The following is a 19,670-nucleotide window of genomic DNA, read 5'->3' on the forward strand; positions in this document are numbered from 1 at the left end:
TAAGCAACAAACGTGGTTTCGAAAGCAACTAGCTAATTAGGTGCAAATAAAATTAATATAAAGTGTATTAATAAATAAAAACGTTGCGAGTTTGAAAAGAGAAATTTTAATTACTTCAGATGGTTCTACAACCATTCATTTACCAGATTGGAACGAGCAATACCACTCAAAACATGGTGCGATTCAAGAAGCATATCATGTTTTTTTACGTGCTGGTTTTGATAAAGTTATAGTAAATAACAAGAGTGTTTCTATTTTAGAGATTGGTTTTGGTACCGGTTTAAATGCATTTATTACGTTTTTAGAAGCAGCAAAAAATGCCATTAAAATTAATTATGTTGGGGTAGAAGCGTATCCTATTTCTTCGGAAGAAGTTTTAAAACTGAATTACGTTAAAGAATTAAAAGCCACAAAAGAGCAAGTTATTTTCGATGAAATGCATGCGATTTCTTGGGAAGAAAAACAGGTTATCTCAGAACGGTTTCAACTCACAAAAAGGAAACAATTTTTTCAAGATATTTCAGACAAAAATGCTTTTGACTTAATTTATTTTGATGCATTTGGAGCTCAGAATCAACCCGAATTATGGACAGAAGATATCTTTTTAAAAATGTATAATGCCATTAAAGAAAACGGAGTCTTAGTCACATACTCAGCAAAAGGCAGCGTTAGAAGAGCGATGCAAGCGGTAGGTTTTTCTGTAGAACGAATTCCTGGGCCTCCAGGAAAAAGAGAAATGTTAAGAGCAACAAAACAAGTAAATAAAAAATAATTTTTACATGGAGTTTAAAAGAAAATTTGGAAGAAAGAAGGAGTCGAAACCTACAAAAGGATTATTTTTAATACTATTATTAGTGATTGCAATAATCCTTTGGTTTAAAATGGATGCTATTTTAGATGCCTTGTTTTAGAAGCCATCTCCAGCTTTTCATTATATCTTTTTTTGAGAAAAACAAAAAAAGGATGCCATTTCAATGTGGGCTATAATTGTTTACCAACTTTTAGAAAATCTATTTTTTAAAAGTTCTTCCTTTCCAATTGTATTCAGAAAAAAGAGATTTAAAAACAATAAAAACGCTAAAAAAAGGATATAAAATACTACTAAAAAGATATCCTTTTACAAATGCGTTTTTATGATTGTAAAAACGCATTGTTGGTATAAATAAGAATAAATCGATTGTTATTTTAAAGAATAATGGAGAAAGAATTACGAGTATATTGTCTGATAAAAATACACTAAGAAGTACACTTACATTTATTAGAAAAACTAAAAGACCTATTAATTTTACTTTATTAGATTTGAATCTACTCGTTTTAGAAGCCCAACGAACTCTTTGGTTTATGAGGTCAGGAATTGTTTTCACAGGAGACGTAACAACAATTGCATCTTTAGACTTCAAGAACAGAACTCTTTGTTTATCTGCTTCTATAAACTTTTCAAAAAGAAAAATATCGTCTCCACTTGCAATGGTGTTATTTCCAATAAATCCGTTTAGTTGTAAGAACGCTTCTTTTTTGTAAGCTAAATTTGCACCATTGCATAAAAAAGGAAAATTGATACCAAAACCACCAATGGTAGTTCCTTGTAAACTCATAAAATCTAATAATTGAAATTGTTCTAAAGAAGTATTATTTACGATATAGTTTACAGGAGCAACAACCATTTCTGGGCTATTTTTCTGAATGAAAGCATCTAAAGTTGAAAGCCATTTTTTTGGTAACATACAATCTGCATCTGTGGTAACAATCCAGTTATTTTTAGCAATGGCAACAGCTGTTGAAATTGCATCTTTTTTTGGTGAGTTTGAGGTTCTATTATTACTAATTAAACGAATGATAGTTTGAGTGATTTCGCCATTTTTAGAAATTATATCGAGAACTTGTTTGGGGTCTGAGCTTTCTCTTTGCTTCTTGTTCGAAATGACAGCCTTAAATTTTTCGATGAGTTCAGCAGAACCATCCGAAGAAGCATCATCTACAAAAATAAATGTGACCAATTCTTTCGGATATTCTAAAGCTAGAATAGAATTTAACAAACGAGGTAGATTTTCTACTTCATTCCGAAACGGTATAACTACAGAGAAACTTGTTTTAGGAATTTTGTTTTTAGGTTTAAATTCATCCATCCTTAGAAAGCCAATTGCTAAAGAAATGATTAGAATTGTGTAAGCTGAAAACAGAAAAATAAGTATCCAAATCATGTGGTCTGTTTGGTTTTAAAAGTAAGCACAAAATAGCTCCCGAAACTAGCAGGAAGCACAAAATTTAAAATCCACATAAGTGTTGTAATACTTAGAACTGTAAGTGCATCAATCTTAAAAAAACTGAAAATAAAAATAGCAACTGTTCCTTTTAAAATAGCGTCAAATATAGATAACATTGGTATGAAAGAGCTAATGAGATATGTGCTACTAATTGCTGTAAATGCATTGATGTAAGAAATATCTACGTTAAAAATTAGCAATAAACAATAAAATTGATGTGAGAAAACCAAGTATTTTAAAAAGGATAAAAAGGCGACTTTAAAATGTTGTTTGCTGCTCAACTTTACGGTGTAACTTTTAAATAAGTTCTTTCTACTGAGTAAAGTTTTCCAAAGAAAAAGGAAAACCAAAAGAGCTGCGAACCCAATAAGAATCCAATTAAAAATTTTACTAAAATTCAAGTCAACGTTTTGCTTGTTCACAAAATAAAGCAATCCTAAAACACCAAAAAAAAGTGTTGCTAAAAGTTGATAAAGATTTCCAATTAAATTCAAACTTAAAATTTGTTTTCGAAAAGGCTTTTCAAAATAGAGTGCTTTTGCTCCATATTCGCCAATTCTATTAGGTGTAATTAAAGAAGTTGTTAAAGAGGCCAAACTTTGTATTGCCGCAGATTTTTTAGTTATTTTAATGCAGAACGATGCTAGTGTTTTCCATTTTAGAATTTCTAAAAACCAATTTAAAAAACTTAAAGCAAACAAAAAAAGAAGATTTTTAATCGAAAAAACGTCATTTTTAATCAAATTTTGATAGAAAAGATCAAAACTTAATTGATTATTGGTGGTTAGTTTGAGCCAAATAAAGTATCCACAACCAAATACAATACTTAGTTTTATGAGCAACCAAAAGAATTGTTTAGATTTGTCTGTTAGCGAATAATTCATTGTTTGCAAAGTAACAAATAATCGTCATTACAAGGATGAATTATAAAGTAATCTCTTTCTAAAAGATTGCTTTCTTTCGTTCGAAATGACCTACAAATGTATTGTGAAGACAGAAAAAATTATTTTAGGAATTGATCCAGGAACCACAATTATGGGTTTCGGACTCATAAAAGTGATAGGTAAAAAGATGGAGTTTATTCAAATGAATGAATTAATGTTGAAGAAATACGACGATCATTATTTGAAGTTGAAATTAATTTTCGAGCGAACGATCGAATTAATAGATACGTATAATCCAGATGAAATTGCCATTGAAGCGCCGTTTTTTGGTAAGAATGTACAATCGATGTTAAAGTTAGGTAGAGCACAAGGTGTTGCCATGGCTGCAGGTTTGTCTCGTGAAATACCGATTACAGAATACTTGCCAAAGAAAATAAAAATGGCAGTTACAGGAAACGGAAGTGCCAGTAAAGAGCAAGTTGCTTTGATGTTAAAATCGCTATTAAATTTAAAAACATTGCCTAAAAATTTAGATGCAACAGATGGTTTGGCAGCAGCAGTTTGTCACTTTTATAATTCAGGGAAAGTTGTTGGTGGAAAAAATTATACAGGTTGGGCGAGTTTTGTGAAACAGAATGAAAAGCGAGTTAAAAAATAAAAATTAGTTTTTAGTAGCAGTAGCAGTTTTGGATTTTATAAATAAATTAATTGATATGAGTTTTACAGATTTATTAGCTTTTAAAAAATCGTTTTCCTTGGCAATGAAAATTTATGAAATATCTAAATCTTTTCCCAAGGAAGAGAAATATTCTTTAACAGATCAAATTAGAAGATCCTCTAGAAGTGTTTCTGCAAATATTTCTGAAGCATATAGAAAAAGACAATATCCCAAACATTTTTGTAGTAAATTAAGTGATTCTGATGCAGAGAATTCTGAAACCTTAACGTGGTTAATGTTTGCTTTAAAATGTAATTATATAAATAGCGTTTTATTTGATAGTTTATCTGCAGAAAATTTAGAGGTTGGAAAACTGATTAACTATATGATTAATAATTCAAGTAAATTTGGTGTCAAGTAGATCTGCCAACTGATACTGAAAACTGAAAACTATTTTATGTCCGGAATATACATTCACATACCCTTTTGCAAGCAAGCATGTTTTTATTGCGACTTTCATTTTTCTACTTCATTGAAGAAAAAAGAAGACATGATTTCATCTTTAATTAAAGAAATTGAAATTAGGAAAAACGAGTTAGGAGAAACAATTATAGAAACTATTTATTTTGGGGGAGGAACACCTTCTGTTTTAAATACTGAAGAAATTCAGGAATTGATAAATGCGGTGTATGCAAATTTTAAAGTTGCAGAAAATCCAGAAATTACATTAGAAGCAAATCCTGATGATTTATCTGAAGAAAAAATAATTGCACTTTCTAAATCACCAATTAATAGATTAAGTATCGGAATTCAGTCTTTTTTTGAGAAAGATTTAAAATTGATGAATCGTGCTCATAATTCTGATGAGGCAAAAAAATCGTTGTCTTTGGCGACTCAGTATTTTAAAAATATTTCTGTAGATTTAATCTACGGCGTTCCAGATTGTACCAACAAAGAATGGCGAGAAAATATACAAAAGGCACTTAGTTTTGGCATTCCGCATATTTCTAGCTACGCATTAACGGTAGAGCCAAAAACGGCTTTAGAAACCTTAATTGCGAAAGGGAAAATTAAAAATGTAGATGAAGAAAAAGCACAAGCGCAATTTTACATTTTAATTGAAGAATTAGACAAGGCTGGTTTTATACATTATGAATTGTCTAACTTTGGAAAAGATAATTTTTTTAGTAAAAATAATTCTTCTTATTGGTTGGGAAAATCTTATTTAGGAATCGGACCTTCTGCGCATTCTTTCGATGGAAAACAGCGTAGTTGGAATGTGAGAAACAATCCTAAATATATAAAATCTATTCAAGAAAATAAATTACCAATAGAGAGAGAAACGCTTTCTGTTACCGATAGATATAATGAATATGTTATGACGGGTTTAAGAACCATTTGGGGCGTTTCAATATCAATAATTGAAAATAATTTTGGTACTAAGTATGCAAGCTACTTAGAAAAGCAATCAGAAAAATATATTAAAGAAGAATTATTGTATCTTGATAACAGTGTTTTAAAAACCACAAAAAAAGGAAAGTTTTTAGCAGATGGAATTGCATCCGATTTATTTATGTTGAATGAGGCTTAACTCCTTCGTTTTCTTTTAAATTATTTGAATATAGTTTACTTAAAACTTATATTTGGATTTATTATTCACAAAAATTAGCAACAATTTAGCGCATATGAAAGCAACTATAGAGTATAATTCTAGAAAAATAGAAGTAAATATATCTAATCCCATAGATATTTCAATTCCTATAGATGTATCTAAAACAAATGTAAATGCTTGGTATTTAGAAGAACCAACAATTTTTCCTGTAGATTTTGATGGGGAAAAAGCATTGGTTTCAGAAGGTGCGGTGGTTAATTTTAATAACATTCATTTTAATCCACATTCTCATGTTACACATACAGAATGTGTTGGGCATATTACCAAAAAAGTACACTCTGTAAATCAAAATTTAAAATTTTATATTTTTCTCGCAGAGGTAGTTACAGTTGCGCCAGAAAGTAGAGGAGAAGATTTTGTGATTTCAGAAAAACAATTAAAAACAGCTTTAAAGAATAAAAAAAGAGATGCAGTCGTAATTAGAACGATACCAAATTTAACAGATAAAAAAAGGATGCAATACTCGCATACAAATCCGCCTTATTTATTAGAAGAAGCTGCAATTTATTTGCGCGAAAAAGGAATAAAACATTTATTGATAGATTTGCCTTCTGTAGATAAAGAAAAAGACGAAGGCAAATTATTAGCACACAATGCTTTTTGGAACACCGCAGGAGAAATAAGAATGAACGCTACCATTACAGAGTTTATCTATGTACCAAATGATGTTGAAGATGGAGAGTATTTGTTAAACTTAATGATTGCGCCTTTTGAAAATGATGCAACACCTAGCAAGCCTATTTTATATAAAATTATAAAGTAAGTTTATGAAGAAAATCTTCACTAGAAAAAGATTTTTCTTCGGAAGCATCATCGTTTTATTGGTTCTTATTTACAATGGTTCTTATGCAGATATTTCTGAAGAAGAGTTAAAAGGATCGTATGCAAATGAAAATTCCAGATTTGTTGAAGTTGATGGAATGTAAGTGCATTACAGAGATGAAGGAAAAGGGTTTCCAATCGTTTTAATTCACGGTACTGCAGCTTCTTTGCATACTTGGAATGATTGGACGAAAGAGCTATCAAAAAACTACAGAGTTATTCGATTGGATTTGCCAGCTTTTGGATTGACTGGTCCAAATAATAATGCTGATTATTCTATTGAAAACTATACTAATTTTCTACATCAATTTTTAAGGAAAATGAAGGTTGATAAGTTTCATTTAGTAGGCAATTCTTTGGGAGGAAATATCGCTTGGAATTATGCGGCAGAATACCCTTCTAAAATAAAAAAACTCATTTTAATAGCTGCAAGCGGCTTGCCAACAAATAAACCACAACCAGCAATCTTTAAAATGGCAAAGACACCTATTTTAAATTCGTTGTTTTTGTATGTAACACCTAAGTTTATCATCAGAAAAAATATAGAACAAGTATATGCTGATAAAACAAAAGTTTCCGATGCTTTAATTACGCGGTATCATGAAATGTCTTTAAGAGCCGGAAATAGAAAAGCATTTATAGATAGAGCAAAAACGGATTTTAAACTAGGTGAAAATGAAAATTTGGCCAAGTTGAAAAGTGTAAAAACACCCACTTTATTAATTTGGGGAGCAAAAGATATTTGGATTCCCTTAGGAAATGGAAAACGAATGGACAGCATTTTACAAAACTCTAAATTAGTTGTTTTAGAAAATTCTGGTCATGTTCCTATGGAAGAAAATCCTGAAGAGAGTTTACAAGTATTTAAAGTTTTTCTGAATGAATAAATTAGAGAATACAACCTTTTCGCTATTTTCTATTTAAAATAATCCTTTTATATTTGTGTTTAAATTGGTGAATTTCGTGTCTTAAAACCACTTCTTACGCTTAAAATACCAAACAGAAAGAATACTAATTAGCACCATAATTCCTAATAAAATAAAATAACCATTCTCAGACTTTAATTCAGGAATGTTTTCAAAATTCATTCCATAAATTCCAGCCAAGAAAGTTAACGGAATAAAGATAACAGACAAGATTGTTAAGGTTTTCATCACTTCATTTAAACGATGCCCTTGTATACTGAATATTAAATTTATTTTACTTTCTAACTCTTGCAATTCAAAATCGATGTTAGAAATTAAATTATTAGTTTGCTCTTTTAATTCACTAAAATACTTAACGTTAAAACCATCAATTTCCATTTTTTCTAGCTTAACAACGGTGTCTCTTAGACTCATTGTTGCTTTCTTAAAATTAAACAATTCTTGCTTTCTTTTTTCTACCAAAGAAGTAAATTCTGGTGTTGGTTTTATATTGCCAGAGCTTAATTGATCTGAACTTAGTTCTGCATTTTCTTGATAGGTATTTTGGTAATTATCTACAATAGATTCTAGTAATAGGAATAATAAATAATCGGCTTTTTTCTTTCTAACAATTCCTTTATTTCCTTCTAAACGCTCGCGAATCCAATTAAAATAATCTCCTTTTTTTTCTTGAATAGACCATAAAAAATCTTTAGAAACAATAAAAACCATTTGTTCAGAATCTAACTTCCGGCTTTCAGTAATTAAAACACGCGTGGTAATAAATAATAAATTATTTAATATAATTACTTTATTATGATGCTCTTCATCACTTAATAATTTAATTAAAAAATCATCTAATTTATTCTGATAAATTACTTTTTTATATTCACTTTGATACTTTATTCCGTAAGTATTTAGCCACTCTATGTTATTTGTTCCTTGAGATAAATGTATCTCAGAAATTGCAGAAAAATTAGTTTTCTCGTAAGTTTTAGCAGAATAATTAATTATGGATGTGTTGTCTAGAAATTCATTTTCCATCGTAAAAAATAATTGTAAATTTGATAGTTAAAGATACTTTTAAAATAATAAAAAAGGTGCTTTTAAATTGAAGAGTTTATGCATATAGAACAATTAAGAGATTTTTGTATTGCAAAAAAAGGAGTTACAGAGCATTTTCCTTTCGATGAGGTAACTTTAGTTTTTAAAGTGATGGGGAAAATATTTGTGCTTACAAGTTTGAATAATTGGGAAAGAGGGGAGGAGAAAATTAATTTAAAATGCGATCCTAATAGGGCCGTAGAATTACGAGGGCAATACGAAGGGATTAATCCTGGTTGGCACATGAATAAAAAACTTTGGAATACAGTAACAATTAATTCGAGTGATGTTTCAGATAACTTGGTAAAAGAGTTAGTAGTGCATTCTTATGATTTGGTGGTTAGAGGATTGACAAAAAAAGTACAAGCAGAATTAAATAATTTGTAGTATGAAAAAGAAAGAACTTAGAGAAACTTACAAACAAAAAAGGAAAGATTTATCTCTAGGTAAAATAGAGAAGCTACAAGAAAAAATCTACCAACAAATTTATAGTTTAGATATTTCTGAAGTTAAAAACGTGCATTTATTTCTATCGATGAAAAAGTTTAAGGAGATAGATACAAAACCGCTAATTAATTATTTTAGAAGTAAAAAAAAACGAATTGTAGTAAGCAAATGTAATTTTGAAGACAATTCTTTGTCACATTTTTATTTTGATGAAAACACTGTTTTAGAATTGAATAAATTCGGAGTTCCAGAGCCTGTAAATGCTGAAGAAGTTGCAGAAAACGAACTCGATATTATTTTTGTTCCGATGTTAATTTCTGATGAAAAAAAATACAGAGTTGGATACGGAAAAGGGTATTATGATCGTTTTTTATCAAAATGTAGAAAAGACGCGAAAATGATTGGTTTAAATTTTTTTGAACCTATTTTAAAAATAGAAGATATCAACGAGTTTGATATTGCTTTAGATGAAGTAATCTATCCTAAATAAACTTTAAATCGCCTTTTATTCTTTGTAAATTTGTGATAAATAATTTTGAAAATGATTGTACAAGGAAATATTGTTGACATACAAAACAAACGAATTTTTAAAGGTGAAGTGGAAGTTAAAAACGGCAAAATTTTTGATATTCGAGAAGTAGATCATAATCAAGAAAATTTTATTTTACCAGGCTTTATCGATGCGCATATTCACATAGAAAGTTCTATGTTGGTCCCTTCCGAATTTGCAAAAATTGCCTTAATTCATGGTACCGTTGCAACAGTTTCAGATCCGCATGAAATTGCCAATGTTTTAGGCATAAAAGGAGTCGATTTTATGATTGAAAACGGAAAGAAAGTTCCGTTAAAATTTAATTTTGGCGCTCCGAGTTGTGTTCCTGCAACTTCTTTTGAGAGTGCTGGTGCAATTATAGATGCTGAGGATATTAAATTGATGATGGAAAATCCTGATATTAAATATCTTGCAGAAATGATGAATTATCCTGGCGTTTTATTTGATGATGCCGAAGTTTTAGCGAAAATTCAGCATGCAAAAAATAACAACAAGCCAATTGACGGTCACGCTCCAGGTTTAAGAGGAGAAGATGCAACAAAATATATTTCTGCCGGAATTTCTACAGATCATGAATGTTTTACCTATGATGAAGCTTTAGAGAAGCTTCAAAAAGGAATGAAGGTAATTATTAGAGAGGGTTCTGCTGCAAAAAACTTCGAAGCTCTAATTAATTTATTGCCAGAACATTTTGAAGATATGATGTTTTGTTCTGATGACAAGCATCCAGATGATTTGTTGTTGGGGCACATCAATCAGTTGTGTGAAAGAGCAATAGCAAAAGGAATAGATGTTTTTAAAGTACTACAAGTAGCTTGTGTAAACCCTGTTAAACATTATAATTTAGATGTTGGTTTGCTAAATAAAGGGGATGATGCAGATTTTATTTTGGTTGATAATCTAAAAGAATTCAACGTTTTAGAAACGTATATAAATGGGGAAATGGTTGCTAAAAACGGAGAAAGTTTTGTAAAATCCATTCCTTTTGAAGTCTTGAACAATTTTAATACGGATACAAAGAAAGTTGAAGATTTTAGATTTGAGTCGTCATCAGAAAAAATCAGAGTTATAGAGGCTTTAGATGGTGAATTAGTTACGAATCAAATGGAAGCAGATGCTTTAATTGTAGATGGTAATTTAGTATCTAATATTTCTACAGATGTTTTAAAAATGACGGTTGTAAATCGGTATAAAAATGAGGTACCGGCAATTGCATTCATCAAAAATTTTGGATTAAAAGAAGGTGCAATTGCAAGTTCTGTTGGGCACGATTCTCATAATATTATTGCTGTTGGGGTTTCTGATGAGGCAATTTGTAAGGCAGTGAACTTCATAATCGAAAATAGCGGAGGAATTTGTGCGGTAAATTCATCCGAAGAAAAAATAGTTTCTTTGCCAGTTGCAGGAATTATGTCTGATTTATCTGCAGAAGAAATAGGAAAGGCGTATGCTGAATTAGATACAATGGCGAAGCAAATGGGAAGTGAACTAAGAGCTCCTTATATGAGTTTGTCTTTTATGGCGTTGTTGGTTATTCCTTCTTTAAAATTATCTGACAAAGGGTTGTTTGATGGAAATACGTTTAAATTTACTTCGTTAGAAATTAATTAAAATCACATTTTTATTCTATAGGAAATAGCAATTAGAAGTACTCTTTAGTTACAGGCGTCCCAAATAATGTCCTTTGGTGTAGGTGCTGTAACTGCTATTTCTTCTTTAGAAACAGGATGAATAAATTTTATCTTTCTAGCATGCAAACTAATACTTCCATCTTTGTTAGAACGAGGAAAACCGTATTTTAAATCGCCTTTAATAGCGCTTCCAATATGAGATAATTGTGTTCTAATTTGATGATGCCTACCCGTTTCTAAGTCAATTTCTATCAAAAAATAATTTTCTAATTTTTTAATAACATTGTAATGTAGAATTGCGTTTTTACTGCCTTCAATTTCTTTTTTGTAGACAAAGGACTTGTTCTTTTTAGTGTCTTTCTTTAAGAAATTAGTTAAAGTATCTGCGGTTTTCTTTGGTGCACTTTTTACAAGCGCCCAATAGGTTTTATTGATGGTTTTATCGCGCAGCATTTTATTTAAACGCTCTAACGCTTTAGAGGTTCTAGCAAAAATGACAATACCAGAAGTTGGTCTGTCTAATCTGTGAACGGTTCCAATAAAAACATTTCCGGGTTTGTTGTACTTCTCTTTTACGTACTCTTTAATTACATCACTTAAAGGTTTGTCTCCCGTTTTATCACCTTGGGTAATATCACCAGCTCTTTTGTTTACAATAATTATATGATTGTCTTCAAATAAAACTTGTAAATTCTCTTTAGTAGATTGCATTATAGGTTGCTTAAAAAGTAAAGTGATTTGTTATTTAAAATCTTTGGCAACATCTTCATTTACACCATCAAGAAAAGTTAAAAATTCTTCTCTACCCAAACGAGAAGCAGAAGAAGTTAAAAATGATGTAGGTAATGTTTCCCAATGTAGTAATAATTTCTTTTTATAAGAAGTTATTTGCTTGTTTAGCTTAGAGCTTCCTAATTTGTCTGCTTTTGTAAAAACAATGCAAAACGGAATTTGATTTTCACCCAAAAACTGCATGAAATCTAAATCTATTTTTTGAGGATCGTGTCTAGAATCTATCAAAACAAAAGTACAAACCAGTTGTTCTCTTTCTTTGAAATAATTTTCTATAAAATACTGAAATATTACTCTTTTCTTTTTAGAAACAGAAGCATAACCATATCCTGGTAAATCTACTAAAAACCACTCATCATTTATTTTAAAATGATTTATAAGTTGAGTTTTTCCTGGCTTTCCAGATATTTTAGCCAAATCCTTGCGCTCCATTAACATATTAATCAATGAAGATTTACCAACATTAGAGCGTCCAATAAAAGCGTATTCTGGTATTCTATCTTTTGGTGCATTGATAACATTACTGTTACTCATTACAAATTCTGCAGACTTAATTTTCATTCTATTATAGGTTTCTTTCGATAAGCCATTTATGAAGAATTGCATTGAACTCTTCTGGTCTTTCCATCATTGCAGCATGCCCGCATTTGTCAATCCAAAATAAATCTGAATCTGGTAAAATTTTATGAAAATCTTCAGCTACTTCTGGCGGAGTTACAATGTCTTGTTTTCCCCAAATTAAGCATGTAGGTTGTTTCATTTCTGGTAAATCATTAGCCATATTATGTCTAATAGCGCTTTTTGCAATTGCTAAAGTTCGTATTACAGAACTTCTATCATTCACAATTTTAAAAACATCATCTACCATTTCTTTTGTTCCTATCGCTGGATCATAAAAAACACCTTTTGTTTTCTCTTTAATATATTCATAGTTTCCCCTTTTAGGAAAACTATCTCCCATTGCTTTTTCATATAAACCAGAACTTCCTGTTAAAACAAGCGCTCTAACCTTTTCTTGGTAATGTTTAGTGAAGTATAAACCAATGTGGCCTCCTAAAGAATTTCCTAATAAAATAGCATTATCTATTTTTTTTAACTCCATAAACTCTTTTAAAAAACTAGCTAAATTCTTAACATTTGTTTTTATAAGTGGAAGTGAGTATAAGGGTAGTTCAGGAATTAAAACTTTATAACCATTGTTTGAAAAATGGTTAAACGTGGCGCCAAAATTACTTAAAGCCCCCATTAATCCATGTAAAACAATAATAGCAGGTCCTTCTCCTGCTTCTGCATATGTAAATTTCCCTTCGGTTTTTAACTGGTCAGTCATCATTCAATTCGTTTTACTTGAGCGCAAATGTAATTCTTTTTTATAACATAAATATCGTTTTGGTAAATCACTCTGTTTCAAATTTTAAGAAAAAAGTGTTACTCTTTTTAGTCAAAAAACTGATTATTTATTAACAATGTGGTAAAAAGTGGTAAAAAGTGGTAAAAATTATATATTTTTGATATCTATTAAAACACGTTTTTATTTGTGATAAATCTAATTGGTACATACGAATGTAGGGCAGATGCTAAAGGTAGAGTGATGTTCGCGTCGGCTCTAAAGAGGCAATTGCAACCAGCTATAAACGAAGGGTTTGTAGTGAAAAGGGCTGTTTTTCAGCCTTGTTTGGAGTTGTATTCGATGGAAGGATGGAATTTAATGATGAATAAATTAAATAAACTAAACAAGTTTGTTAAAAAGAATAATGATTTTATTAGAAGGTTTACAGCAGGTGTAAAGATAGTTGAATTTGATGCTGCTGGTAGAATTTTAATTCCAAAAGATTTATGTGATTTTGCAGGAATTAAAAAACAAGTTGTTTTGTCGTCAGCAGTAGATATTATAGAAATCTGGGACAAAGACAATTATGAAAAAGCAATAGATGACGCTGCTTTAGATTTTGCAGATTTGGCTGAAGAAGTAATGGGAAATACAGAATTCGATGAAATATCATAGTCCGGTTTTATTAAAAGAAAGTGTAGATGCATTGGCTATTAAAGCAGATGGCATTTATGTAGACGTTACGTTTGGTGGAGGAGGTCATTCAAAAGAAATTTTGAGTAGGCTTGGTGAAAACGGAAGGTTATTTGGTTTTGATCAAGACCCAGATGCTTTGGCAAATGTAATTGACGATGCGCGTTTTACTTTAATTCCAGAGAATTTTAGATACATCTCAAGATTTTTAAGATTTCACGGCGTTAAAAAGGTAGACGGTGTTTTGGCAGATTTAGGTGTTTCTTCTCATCAATTTGATGAAGCAGAAAGAGGTTTCTCTATCCGTTTTGATGGCAATTTAGATATGAGAATGAATCAGAAATCTAAAATATCTGCAAAGCAAATTATCGGTAGTTATTCCGAAGAGAAGTTAGCAGAAATTTTGTTTTTGTACGGAGAGTTAAGAAACTCTAGAAACATAGCAAAAACAATTGTAGAAAAAAGACAAGAAGAAAAAATTGAAACTAGTTTTCAGTTAAGAGAAGTTTTGCAGAAGTATTTGCCAAATGCAAAAGAACATAAAATTTTAGCTCAGATATTTCAGGCGATTAGAATTGAGGTAAATGAAGAGTTAGATGTTTTAAAAGAATTTTTAGAACAAATGCCAAATTTATTAAAAGAGGAAGGGAGATTGAGTGTGATTTCATATCATTCTTTAGAGGATAGGTTGGTGAAGAGATTTATAAGAATGGGGATGTTTAATGGCGAGCCAGAGAAAGATGTTTTTGGGAATATAGATGTTCCTATGCAGAAAGTTGGGAAGCTGATAATACCTAATCAAGAAGAAATTAGTGTAAATAATAGAGCTCGCAGTGCTAAATTAAGAATCGCAACTTTAAAAAAGTAAGATGTCTAAAATTAAAAAAAGTGTATATGGTTTTCTAAGAGGAAGTTTCCTTACAGATGAATCTGCTTTTAAAAATTGGCGCATTATCATCTTCATAGTTGGGTTGCTTTTAATAATGATTTCAAGTTCACATAAGGCAGACATTAAAGTAATAAAAATATCTGAATTAAATAAATTAAAAAGAGAATTACGAGCAGAATACGTAGATACTGGTACTATTTTAATGAGAATGAAAATGGAGTCTAGTGTTAGAAAAAAAGCAAAAGATAGAGGGTTAATGCCTTCTAAAACCCCACCAAAGAAAATAAAAGTAACTTATAAAAACGATTAAAATTGGCAACTCACAAAAAAAGCATCCTTACTAAATTCTACTTGGTAGCTGCTTTTATGACTTTGTTTTTGTTGGCTATTATTTTTAGAGTTATCAATCTTCAATATGTTCAAGGAGATGAATATAGAAAACTAGCAACAGAACTTACCATAAGACAAGATACTATCTACGCAAACAAAGGAAACGTGTATGCTGCAGATGGTAATCTGTTAGCAACCTCGATGTCAAAATTCAATATTTTTATGGATTTAGTTACGGTAGATGGTGAGGTTTTTGAAGAAAATATTGTTGGTTTATCTAAAGAACTTTCTACGATGTTGGGGCATTCTTCTAGCTATTATCAGAAAAGGTTAAGAAGTGCTAAAAATAAAAAAAGACGGTATTTTTTAATTGCAAGAAATATAGGGTACACAGATTACCTAAAGATGAAGAAATTTCCGATTTTTAAATTGGGCGTTTATAAAGGTGGTTTTATTGCAAAGCATAGAACAGAACGTGCGCATCCGATAGGTAAAATAGCAGAGCGAACTATTGGTTATGACGACTTTAGAGGAGAAGCAGGAATTGAAGGTGCTTTTGCAGATTATATGCAAGGTGAAAATGGGTTAAGGTGGGAGCAAAAAATTGCTAAAAATCAATGGAAACCAATTTCAGATTTTAATGAAAAAGAGCCCATTGATGGTCATGATATTATTACAACGATTGATGTAAATATTCAAGACATTACACATCATGCATTGTTAAGAACGTTAGAGTCTTTTGAGGCAGAGCATGGTTGTGCTGTGGTTATGGAAACTGCAACAGGAGAAATTAAGGCAATTTCTAATTTAGGAAGAACAAGTAAAGGAAAGTATTACGAAAAAAGAAATTATGCGGTTTGGGAAAGTCATGAGCCTGGTTCTACTTTTAAGTTAGCGAGTTTAATGGCGGCATTAGATGATAAAATGATAGATACATCTACGGTTGTAGATACAGAGAAAGGTAGAATTTACATTCATGGCTCTAAGGTAGAAGATTCTCATAGAGGTGGGTATGGTAAAATATCTGCAGCGAGAGTTTTTGAAGTTTCCTCTAATGTTGGTATTGTAAAGATTATTAAAAAGCATTACGATCATCAGCCAGAAAAATTTATTGAGAAATTAGAGAAATACGGATTCACAAAACCAATTGGTTTTCAGATTAAAGGTGAAGGGATGCCTGTTGTACCAAAACCTTCGGATAAAAGATGGAATAAAATTTCTTTAGAATGGATGTCTTGGGGCTACGGAATTTCTGTGACTCCTATGCAGACCTTAATGTTTTATAATGCCGTTGCTAATAACGGAGTGATGGTGAAACCTCGTTTTATTAGAGAGTTAAGAAGACAGGATAAAACGGAAAAAGTTTTTGAAACAGTTGTTTTGAATCCGAAAATTGCTTCTAATGAAACTTTAAGTAAGATTCGAAAAGTAATGGAAAACGTAGTTGTTAAAGGAACCGGAAGAAATATTTATTCTCCAAATTTTTCTATGGCAGGAAAAACAGGAACTGCTAAAAAGTACCTTCCAAAACATATTGATGAAAACGGAAAAACAGTTTCGGCTGGGTATTCTAATAAGCATTACGTGGCGTCGTTTGCAGGTTTTTTTCCTGCACAGAACCCTAAATACTCGTGTATTGTAGTAATTCATGATCCGAAAAAGGAAAAAGGATATTATGGTGCAACGGTTGCAGGGCCTGTCTTTAAAGAAATTGCTCAAAAAATTTATACAACAACACCTGTAGACAATCAGTCTGTAGACGATAAAGTAGATTTTGAGGACATTGAAAAAGAATACTTAAAATACGATGATAATATAGGGAAGAGTTATACTGAAATTCCGAATGTAAAAGGAATGTCTGGTATGGATGCGATGTCTTTATTAGAAAACATTGGTTTAAAAGTAAAAGTTTCTGGAGTTGGTAAAGTAGAACATCAATCTCTAAAAAAAGGAGAAAAATTAATAAAAGGAAATACAATCACCTTAAAATTATCATAGGCTGAAAAATTTAAAAGACATATTATATAAGGTTTCAATAAATCAAGTTTTTGGTAGTACAGATATTGCTATAAAAAATCTTGTTTTCGATTCTCGGAAAGTTGAAAATAAAGATGTTTTTTTCGCTCAAAAAGGAGTTTCTGTAGACGGTCATTTATACATAGATAAAGCAATCACTTTGGGTGCCATTGTTATTATTTGTGAAGATTTTCCGGCTGATAAAAAGGAAGGAATTACATATGTTCAAGTGAAGGATGTAAATGTTGCTTTGGCAATTATGGCGTCAAATTTTTATGACAATCCTTCTTCTAAGATTCCATTGGTTGGTGTAACTGGTACAAATGGAAAGACTACAATTGCATCCCTTTTATATCAATTATTTAAAAAAGCAGGATATAAAGTTGGGTTGTTGTCAACGGTTAAAGTTTTGGTTGATGAAACGGAGTTTAAAGCAACACACACAACGCCAGATTCTGTAACAATTAACTGGTATTTAGACAAAATGATTGATGCTGGTGTAGACTATTGTTTTATGGAAGTGAGTTCTCACGGAATTCATCAAAAAAGAACGGAAGGCTTAACTTTTACTGGTGGAATTTTCACCAATCTTTCTCATGATCATTTAGATTACCATGATACGTTTGCGGAATATAGAAATGTGAAAAAATATTTTTTTGATTCTTTGCCAAAATCGGCATTTGCATTAACAAACATCGATGATAAAAATGGCAACTTTATGTTGCAAAACACCAAGGCTAAAAAGAAAACCTACGCTTTAAAAACGTTGGCAGATTTTAAAGTTAAGATTTTAGAAAAACAATTATCTGGAACTTTAATTGCTGTGGACGGAACTGAAGTTTGGGCCAAGTTAATAGGGGTTTTTAACATTTATAATTTAACTGCAATTATTGCAACTGCAGAATTATTAGGTTTAGAAAAACTAGAAGTTTTAACAATTGTTAGTGCGTTAGAAAGTGTTAGTGGGCGTTTTGAATATGTAGTTTCAAATGACGGAGTAACCGCAATTGTAGATTATGCACATACACCAGATGCCTTAAAAAATGTACTAGAAACCATCAATGACATTAGAACTGGTAACGAAAAAGTAATTACGGTTGTTGGTTGCGGAGGTGATAGAGATCAAACAAAAAGACCAAAAATGGCGCACATTGCTTCTCAGTTAAGTAATCAGGCAATATTTACGTCAGACAATCCAAGAACAGAGAATCCACAAACCATTTTAGATGAAATGGAAGTTGGGGTTTCACCAGAAAACTATAAAAAAACATTGACAGTTTTAGAAAGAAGACAAGCAATTAAAACAGCGTGTAAATTTTCTGAAGCTGGTGACATTATACTTATTGCCGGAAAAGGACATGAGGATTATCAAGAAATAAATGGAGTTCGTGCTCATTTTGATGATTTAGAAGAAGTGAAAAATTGTTTCAACCAACTAAAAAACTAGTAAGCATGCTGTATTATTTATTTCAATATTTAGAAAGCCACTTTAGCATCCCAGGAGCCGGTGTGTTTCAGTTTATAACATTTAGAGCTGCAGCGGCTTTTATATTATCATTATTAATATCAGCAATATATGGTAAAAGAATTATCAACTTTTTACAAAAACAACAAGTTGGTGAGTCTGTTAGAGATTTAGGTTTAGAGGGGCAGATTCAGAAGGCGGGTACGCCAACAATGGGTGGAATTATTATTATTCTAGCCACTTTAATACCGGTACTTTTATTAGCGAAGTTAGATAATATTTATGTAATTATTTTAATAATTACTACTGTTTGGATGGGGTTAATCGGTTTTCTAGATGATTATATTAAAGTATTTAAAAAAGACAAAGCAGGTTTAAAGGGAAGATTTAAAGTTCTAGGGCAAGTTGGTTTAGGAATTATTGTTGGTTCTATGCTTTACTTTCATGATGATGTTACTATAAAAGAACAATTGCCCATTGAGCAACAAATTGTACAAGATAACGGAAGAACAAAAGTTTTTGGTGAAGCGCATAAATCTACCAAAACTACGGTTCCTTTCTTTAAAAATAACGAATTAGATTATTCAAAAGCATTTAGTTTTTTGGGTGATGATTATGAAAAATATGGATGGATTGTTTTCATCTTTATCGTTGTTTTTATCGTTACAGGAATTTCAAACGGAGCAAATTTAACAGACGGAATCGATGGTTTAGCCGCAGGTTCATCTGCAATTATAGTAATAACACTCGCTGTTTTTGCGTGGGTTTCTGGGAATATTATTTTCGCAGATTATTTAGATGTTATGTACATTCCTAACTCTGGAGAAATGACTGTTTTTATACTTGCTTTTGCAGGTGCTTTGATTGGGTTTCTTTGGTATAACACGTATCCTGCTCAGGTTTTTATGGGAGATACAGGGAGTTTAACAATTGGAGGAATTATAGCGGTTATTGCAATTGCTATTAGAAAAGAATTGTTACTGCCAATTTTAGCAGGAATTTTTGTAATCGAAAATTTGTCTGTAATCATGCAAGTTTCTTGGTTTAAATACACAAAAAAGAAATTCGGAGAAGGAAGAAGAATTTTTAGAATGGCTCCATTACATCATCATTACCAAAAAATAAGTTACCACGAAAGTAAAATTGTAGTCCGTTTTTGGATTGTAGGAATTCTTTTAGCAGTACTAACAATTGTTACTTTAAAATTAAGATAAT

The 19,670-nt window shown here is 31.0% G+C and carries 23 protein-coding genes; 17 read left to right on the forward strand and 6 right to left on the reverse strand.

Going from position 1 to position 19,670, the window contains the following annotated elements; translation table 11 throughout:
• Positions 1-91: 91 nt before the first annotated feature.
• Both mnmD and ES045_RS16735 read left to right on the forward strand, forming a co-directional pair.
• Positions 92-772, forward strand: coding sequence for a tRNA (5-methylaminomethyl-2-thiouridine)(34)-methyltransferase MnmD (gene mnmD / locus ES045_RS09060; protein WP_147115673.1), 681 nt, complete (start codon positions 92-94; stop codon positions 770-772).
• Between the two features lie 7 nt (positions 773-779).
• On the forward strand, positions 780-911 hold the full coding sequence (locus ES045_RS16735) for a hypothetical protein (RefSeq protein WP_262712860.1): 132 nt from the start codon (positions 780-782) through the stop codon (positions 909-911).
• Positions 912-1,010: 99 nt separating this feature from the next.
• Here the strand turns inward: ES045_RS16735 and ES045_RS09065 are convergent, their stop codons facing one another.
• Complete coding sequence (locus ES045_RS09065) at positions 1,011-2,201, reverse strand: glycosyltransferase (RefSeq protein WP_147115675.1); 1,191 nt, start codon at positions 2,199-2,201, stop codon at positions 1,011-1,013.
• A complete protein-coding gene (locus ES045_RS09070; RefSeq protein ID WP_147115676.1) occupies positions 2,198-3,148 on the reverse strand; it encodes a lysylphosphatidylglycerol synthase domain-containing protein in 951 nt (316 codons plus the stop codon). Before ES045_RS09070 ends, ES045_RS09065 begins: the two co-directional genes overlap by 4 nt.
• A gap of 103 nt (positions 3,149-3,251) precedes the next feature.
• On the opposite strand from ES045_RS09070, the gene ruvC reads away from it, so the two are divergent.
• The 6 genes from ruvC to ES045_RS09095 all read left to right on the forward strand — a co-directional run bounded on the left by ruvC (position 3,252) and on the right by ES045_RS09095 (position 7,187).
• Positions 3,252-3,806 carry a crossover junction endodeoxyribonuclease RuvC gene (gene ruvC, locus ES045_RS09075; protein ID WP_147115678.1) on the forward strand — a complete coding sequence of 185 codons (555 nt, stop codon included), beginning with the start codon at positions 3,252-3,254 and terminating at the stop codon, positions 3,804-3,806.
• A gap of 55 nt (positions 3,807-3,861) precedes the next feature.
• Positions 3,862-4,227 carry a four helix bundle protein gene (locus ES045_RS09080; RefSeq protein ID WP_147115680.1) on the forward strand — a complete coding sequence of 122 codons (366 nt, stop codon included), beginning with the start codon at positions 3,862-3,864 and terminating at the stop codon, positions 4,225-4,227.
• Positions 4,228-4,263: 36 nt separating this feature from the next.
• Positions 4,264-5,397, forward strand: coding sequence for a radical SAM family heme chaperone HemW (hemW, locus tag ES045_RS09085; RefSeq protein WP_147115682.1), 1,134 nt, complete (start codon positions 4,264-4,266; stop codon positions 5,395-5,397).
• A gap of 94 nt (positions 5,398-5,491) precedes the next feature.
• Positions 5,492-6,241: a cyclase family protein gene (locus ES045_RS09090; protein WP_147115930.1), complete on the forward strand. Its 750-nt coding sequence runs from the start codon at positions 5,492-5,494 to the stop codon at positions 6,239-6,241.
• 4 nt (positions 6,242-6,245) lie between these two features.
• Positions 6,246-6,404 (forward strand): hypothetical protein, encoded by a 159-nt coding sequence (locus ES045_RS16630; RefSeq protein ID WP_223267220.1) that lies wholly within the window; start codon positions 6,246-6,248, stop codon positions 6,402-6,404.
• Positions 6,405-7,187: an alpha/beta fold hydrolase gene (locus ES045_RS09095; protein WP_223267221.1), complete on the forward strand. Its 783-nt coding sequence runs from the start codon at positions 6,405-6,407 to the stop codon at positions 7,185-7,187.
• 81 nt (positions 7,188-7,268) lie between these two features.
• Here ES045_RS09095 and ES045_RS09100 read toward each other — a convergent pair whose 3' ends face one another.
• Positions 7,269-8,249, reverse strand: a complete 981-nt coding sequence (locus ES045_RS09100; RefSeq protein WP_147115684.1) for a CorA family divalent cation transporter — start codon at positions 8,247-8,249, stop codon at positions 7,269-7,271.
• 78 nt (positions 8,250-8,327) lie between these two features.
• Here ES045_RS09100 and ES045_RS09105 point away from each other — a divergent pair, with 78 nt between their 5' ends.
• From ES045_RS09105 to ade, 3 genes are read left to right on the forward strand one after another with little or no spacing between them, the layout of a single operon-like run.
• Complete coding sequence (locus ES045_RS09105; protein ID WP_147115685.1) at positions 8,328-8,696, forward strand: MmcQ/YjbR family DNA-binding protein; 369 nt, start codon at positions 8,328-8,330, stop codon at positions 8,694-8,696.
• A gap of 1 nt (position 8,697) precedes the next feature.
• Positions 8,698-9,246, forward strand: coding sequence for a 5-formyltetrahydrofolate cyclo-ligase (locus ES045_RS09110; protein WP_147115687.1), 549 nt, complete (start codon positions 8,698-8,700; stop codon positions 9,244-9,246).
• 51 nt (positions 9,247-9,297) lie between these two features.
• Complete coding sequence (gene ade, locus ES045_RS09115) at positions 9,298-10,920, forward strand: adenine deaminase (RefSeq protein ID WP_147115689.1); 1,623 nt, start codon at positions 9,298-9,300, stop codon at positions 10,918-10,920.
• Between the two features lie 44 nt (positions 10,921-10,964).
• On the opposite strand, the gene ES045_RS09120 is transcribed toward ade, so the two are convergent.
• The 3 genes from ES045_RS09120 to ES045_RS09130 are packed head-to-tail and all read right to left on the reverse strand — an operon-like array spanning position 10,965 to position 13,062.
• The gene (locus ES045_RS09120) at positions 10,965-11,651 is read right to left on the reverse strand and encodes an RluA family pseudouridine synthase (protein ID WP_147115691.1); all 687 of its coding nucleotides are present in this window, start codon (positions 11,649-11,651) and stop codon (positions 10,965-10,967) included.
• Positions 11,652-11,681: 30 nt separating this feature from the next.
• The gene (gene yihA, locus ES045_RS09125) at positions 11,682-12,293 is read right to left on the reverse strand and encodes a ribosome biogenesis GTP-binding protein YihA/YsxC (protein ID WP_147115693.1); all 612 of its coding nucleotides are present in this window, start codon (positions 12,291-12,293) and stop codon (positions 11,682-11,684) included.
• 4 nt (positions 12,294-12,297) lie between these two features.
• Positions 12,298-13,062, reverse strand: a complete 765-nt coding sequence (locus ES045_RS09130; RefSeq protein WP_147115931.1) for an alpha/beta fold hydrolase — start codon at positions 13,060-13,062, stop codon at positions 12,298-12,300.
• 207 nt (positions 13,063-13,269) lie between these two features.
• Between ES045_RS09130 and ES045_RS09135 the strand changes: the two genes are divergently transcribed.
• From ES045_RS09135 to mraY, 6 genes are read left to right on the forward strand one after another with little or no spacing between them, the layout of a single operon-like run.
• Positions 13,270-13,737 carry a division/cell wall cluster transcriptional repressor MraZ gene (locus ES045_RS09135; RefSeq protein WP_147115694.1) on the forward strand — a complete coding sequence of 156 codons (468 nt, stop codon included), beginning with the start codon at positions 13,270-13,272 and terminating at the stop codon, positions 13,735-13,737.
• Entirely contained in the window at positions 13,724-14,623 is a 900-nt protein-coding gene (rsmH, locus tag ES045_RS09140; RefSeq protein WP_147115696.1) for a 16S rRNA (cytosine(1402)-N(4))-methyltransferase RsmH, read from the forward strand. Before ES045_RS09135 ends, rsmH begins: the two co-directional genes overlap by 14 nt.
• Position 14,624: 1 nt before the next feature.
• Positions 14,625-14,954, forward strand: coding sequence for an FtsL-like putative cell division protein (locus ES045_RS09145; RefSeq protein ID WP_147115698.1), 330 nt, complete (start codon positions 14,625-14,627; stop codon positions 14,952-14,954).
• A 56-nt stretch (positions 14,955-15,010) separates the two neighbouring features.
• Positions 15,011-16,972, forward strand: coding sequence for a penicillin-binding protein (locus tag ES045_RS09150; RefSeq protein ID WP_147115933.1), 1,962 nt, complete (start codon positions 15,011-15,013; stop codon positions 16,970-16,972).
• 1 nt (position 16,973) lies between these two features.
• Positions 16,974-18,437: a UDP-N-acetylmuramoyl-L-alanyl-D-glutamate--2,6-diaminopimelate ligase gene (locus ES045_RS09155; protein ID WP_147115700.1), complete on the forward strand. Its 1,464-nt coding sequence runs from the start codon at positions 16,974-16,976 to the stop codon at positions 18,435-18,437.
• 5 nt (positions 18,438-18,442) lie between these two features.
• On the forward strand, positions 18,443-19,669 hold the full coding sequence (gene mraY, locus ES045_RS09160) for a phospho-N-acetylmuramoyl-pentapeptide-transferase (RefSeq protein WP_147115702.1): 1,227 nt from the start codon (positions 18,443-18,445) through the stop codon (positions 19,667-19,669).
• Position 19,670 lies beyond the last annotated feature (1 nt).

Origin of the sequence: Polaribacter sp. IC073, assembly GCF_007997075.1 — a bacterium.
Taxonomy (GTDB): Bacteria; Bacteroidota; Bacteroidia; order Flavobacteriales; family Flavobacteriaceae; genus Polaribacter.

Excerpts from the sequence above, each read along its gene's own strand:
- ES045_RS16735 (WP_262712860.1), top strand. The coding sequence starts at position 780 with ATGGAGTTTAAAAGAAAATTTGGAAGAAAGAAGGAGTCGAAACCTACA.
- ES045_RS09065 (WP_147115675.1), bottom strand. The coding sequence starts at position 2,201 with ATGATTTGGATACTTATTTTTCTGTTTTCAGCTTACACAATTCTAATC.
- ES045_RS09070 (WP_147115676.1), bottom strand. The coding sequence starts at position 3,148 with ATGAATTATTCGCTAACAGACAAATCTAAACAATTCTTTTGGTTGCTC.
- ES045_RS09080 (WP_147115680.1), top strand. The coding sequence starts at position 3,862 with ATGAGTTTTACAGATTTATTAGCTTTTAAAAAATCGTTTTCCTTGGCA.
- hemW (WP_147115682.1), top strand. The coding sequence starts at position 4,264 with ATGTCCGGAATATACATTCACATACCCTTTTGCAAGCAAGCATGTTTT.
- ES045_RS09090 (WP_147115930.1), top strand. The coding sequence starts at position 5,492 with ATGAAAGCAACTATAGAGTATAATTCTAGAAAAATAGAAGTAAATATA.
- ES045_RS16630 (WP_223267220.1), top strand. The coding sequence starts at position 6,246 with ATGAAGAAAATCTTCACTAGAAAAAGATTTTTCTTCGGAAGCATCATC.
- ES045_RS09100 (WP_147115684.1), bottom strand. The coding sequence starts at position 8,249 with ATGGAAAATGAATTTCTAGACAACACATCCATAATTAATTATTCTGCT.
- ES045_RS09105 (WP_147115685.1), top strand. The coding sequence starts at position 8,328 with ATGCATATAGAACAATTAAGAGATTTTTGTATTGCAAAAAAAGGAGTT.
- ES045_RS09110 (WP_147115687.1), top strand. The coding sequence starts at position 8,698 with ATGAAAAAGAAAGAACTTAGAGAAACTTACAAACAAAAAAGGAAAGAT.
- ade (WP_147115689.1), top strand. The coding sequence starts at position 9,298 with ATGATTGTACAAGGAAATATTGTTGACATACAAAACAAACGAATTTTT.
- ES045_RS09120 (WP_147115691.1), bottom strand. The coding sequence starts at position 11,651 with ATGCAATCTACTAAAGAGAATTTACAAGTTTTATTTGAAGACAATCAT.
- yihA (WP_147115693.1), bottom strand. The coding sequence starts at position 12,293 with ATGAAAATTAAGTCTGCAGAATTTGTAATGAGTAACAGTAATGTTATC.
- ES045_RS09130 (WP_147115931.1), bottom strand. The coding sequence starts at position 13,062 with ATGACTGACCAGTTAAAAACCGAAGGGAAATTTACATATGCAGAAGCA.
- rsmH (WP_147115696.1), top strand. The coding sequence starts at position 13,724 with ATGAAATATCATAGTCCGGTTTTATTAAAAGAAAGTGTAGATGCATTG.
- ES045_RS09145 (WP_147115698.1), top strand. The coding sequence starts at position 14,625 with ATGTCTAAAATTAAAAAAAGTGTATATGGTTTTCTAAGAGGAAGTTTC.
- ES045_RS09150 (WP_147115933.1), top strand. The coding sequence starts at position 15,011 with ATGACTTTGTTTTTGTTGGCTATTATTTTTAGAGTTATCAATCTTCAA.
- mraY (WP_147115702.1), top strand. The coding sequence starts at position 18,443 with ATGCTGTATTATTTATTTCAATATTTAGAAAGCCACTTTAGCATCCCA.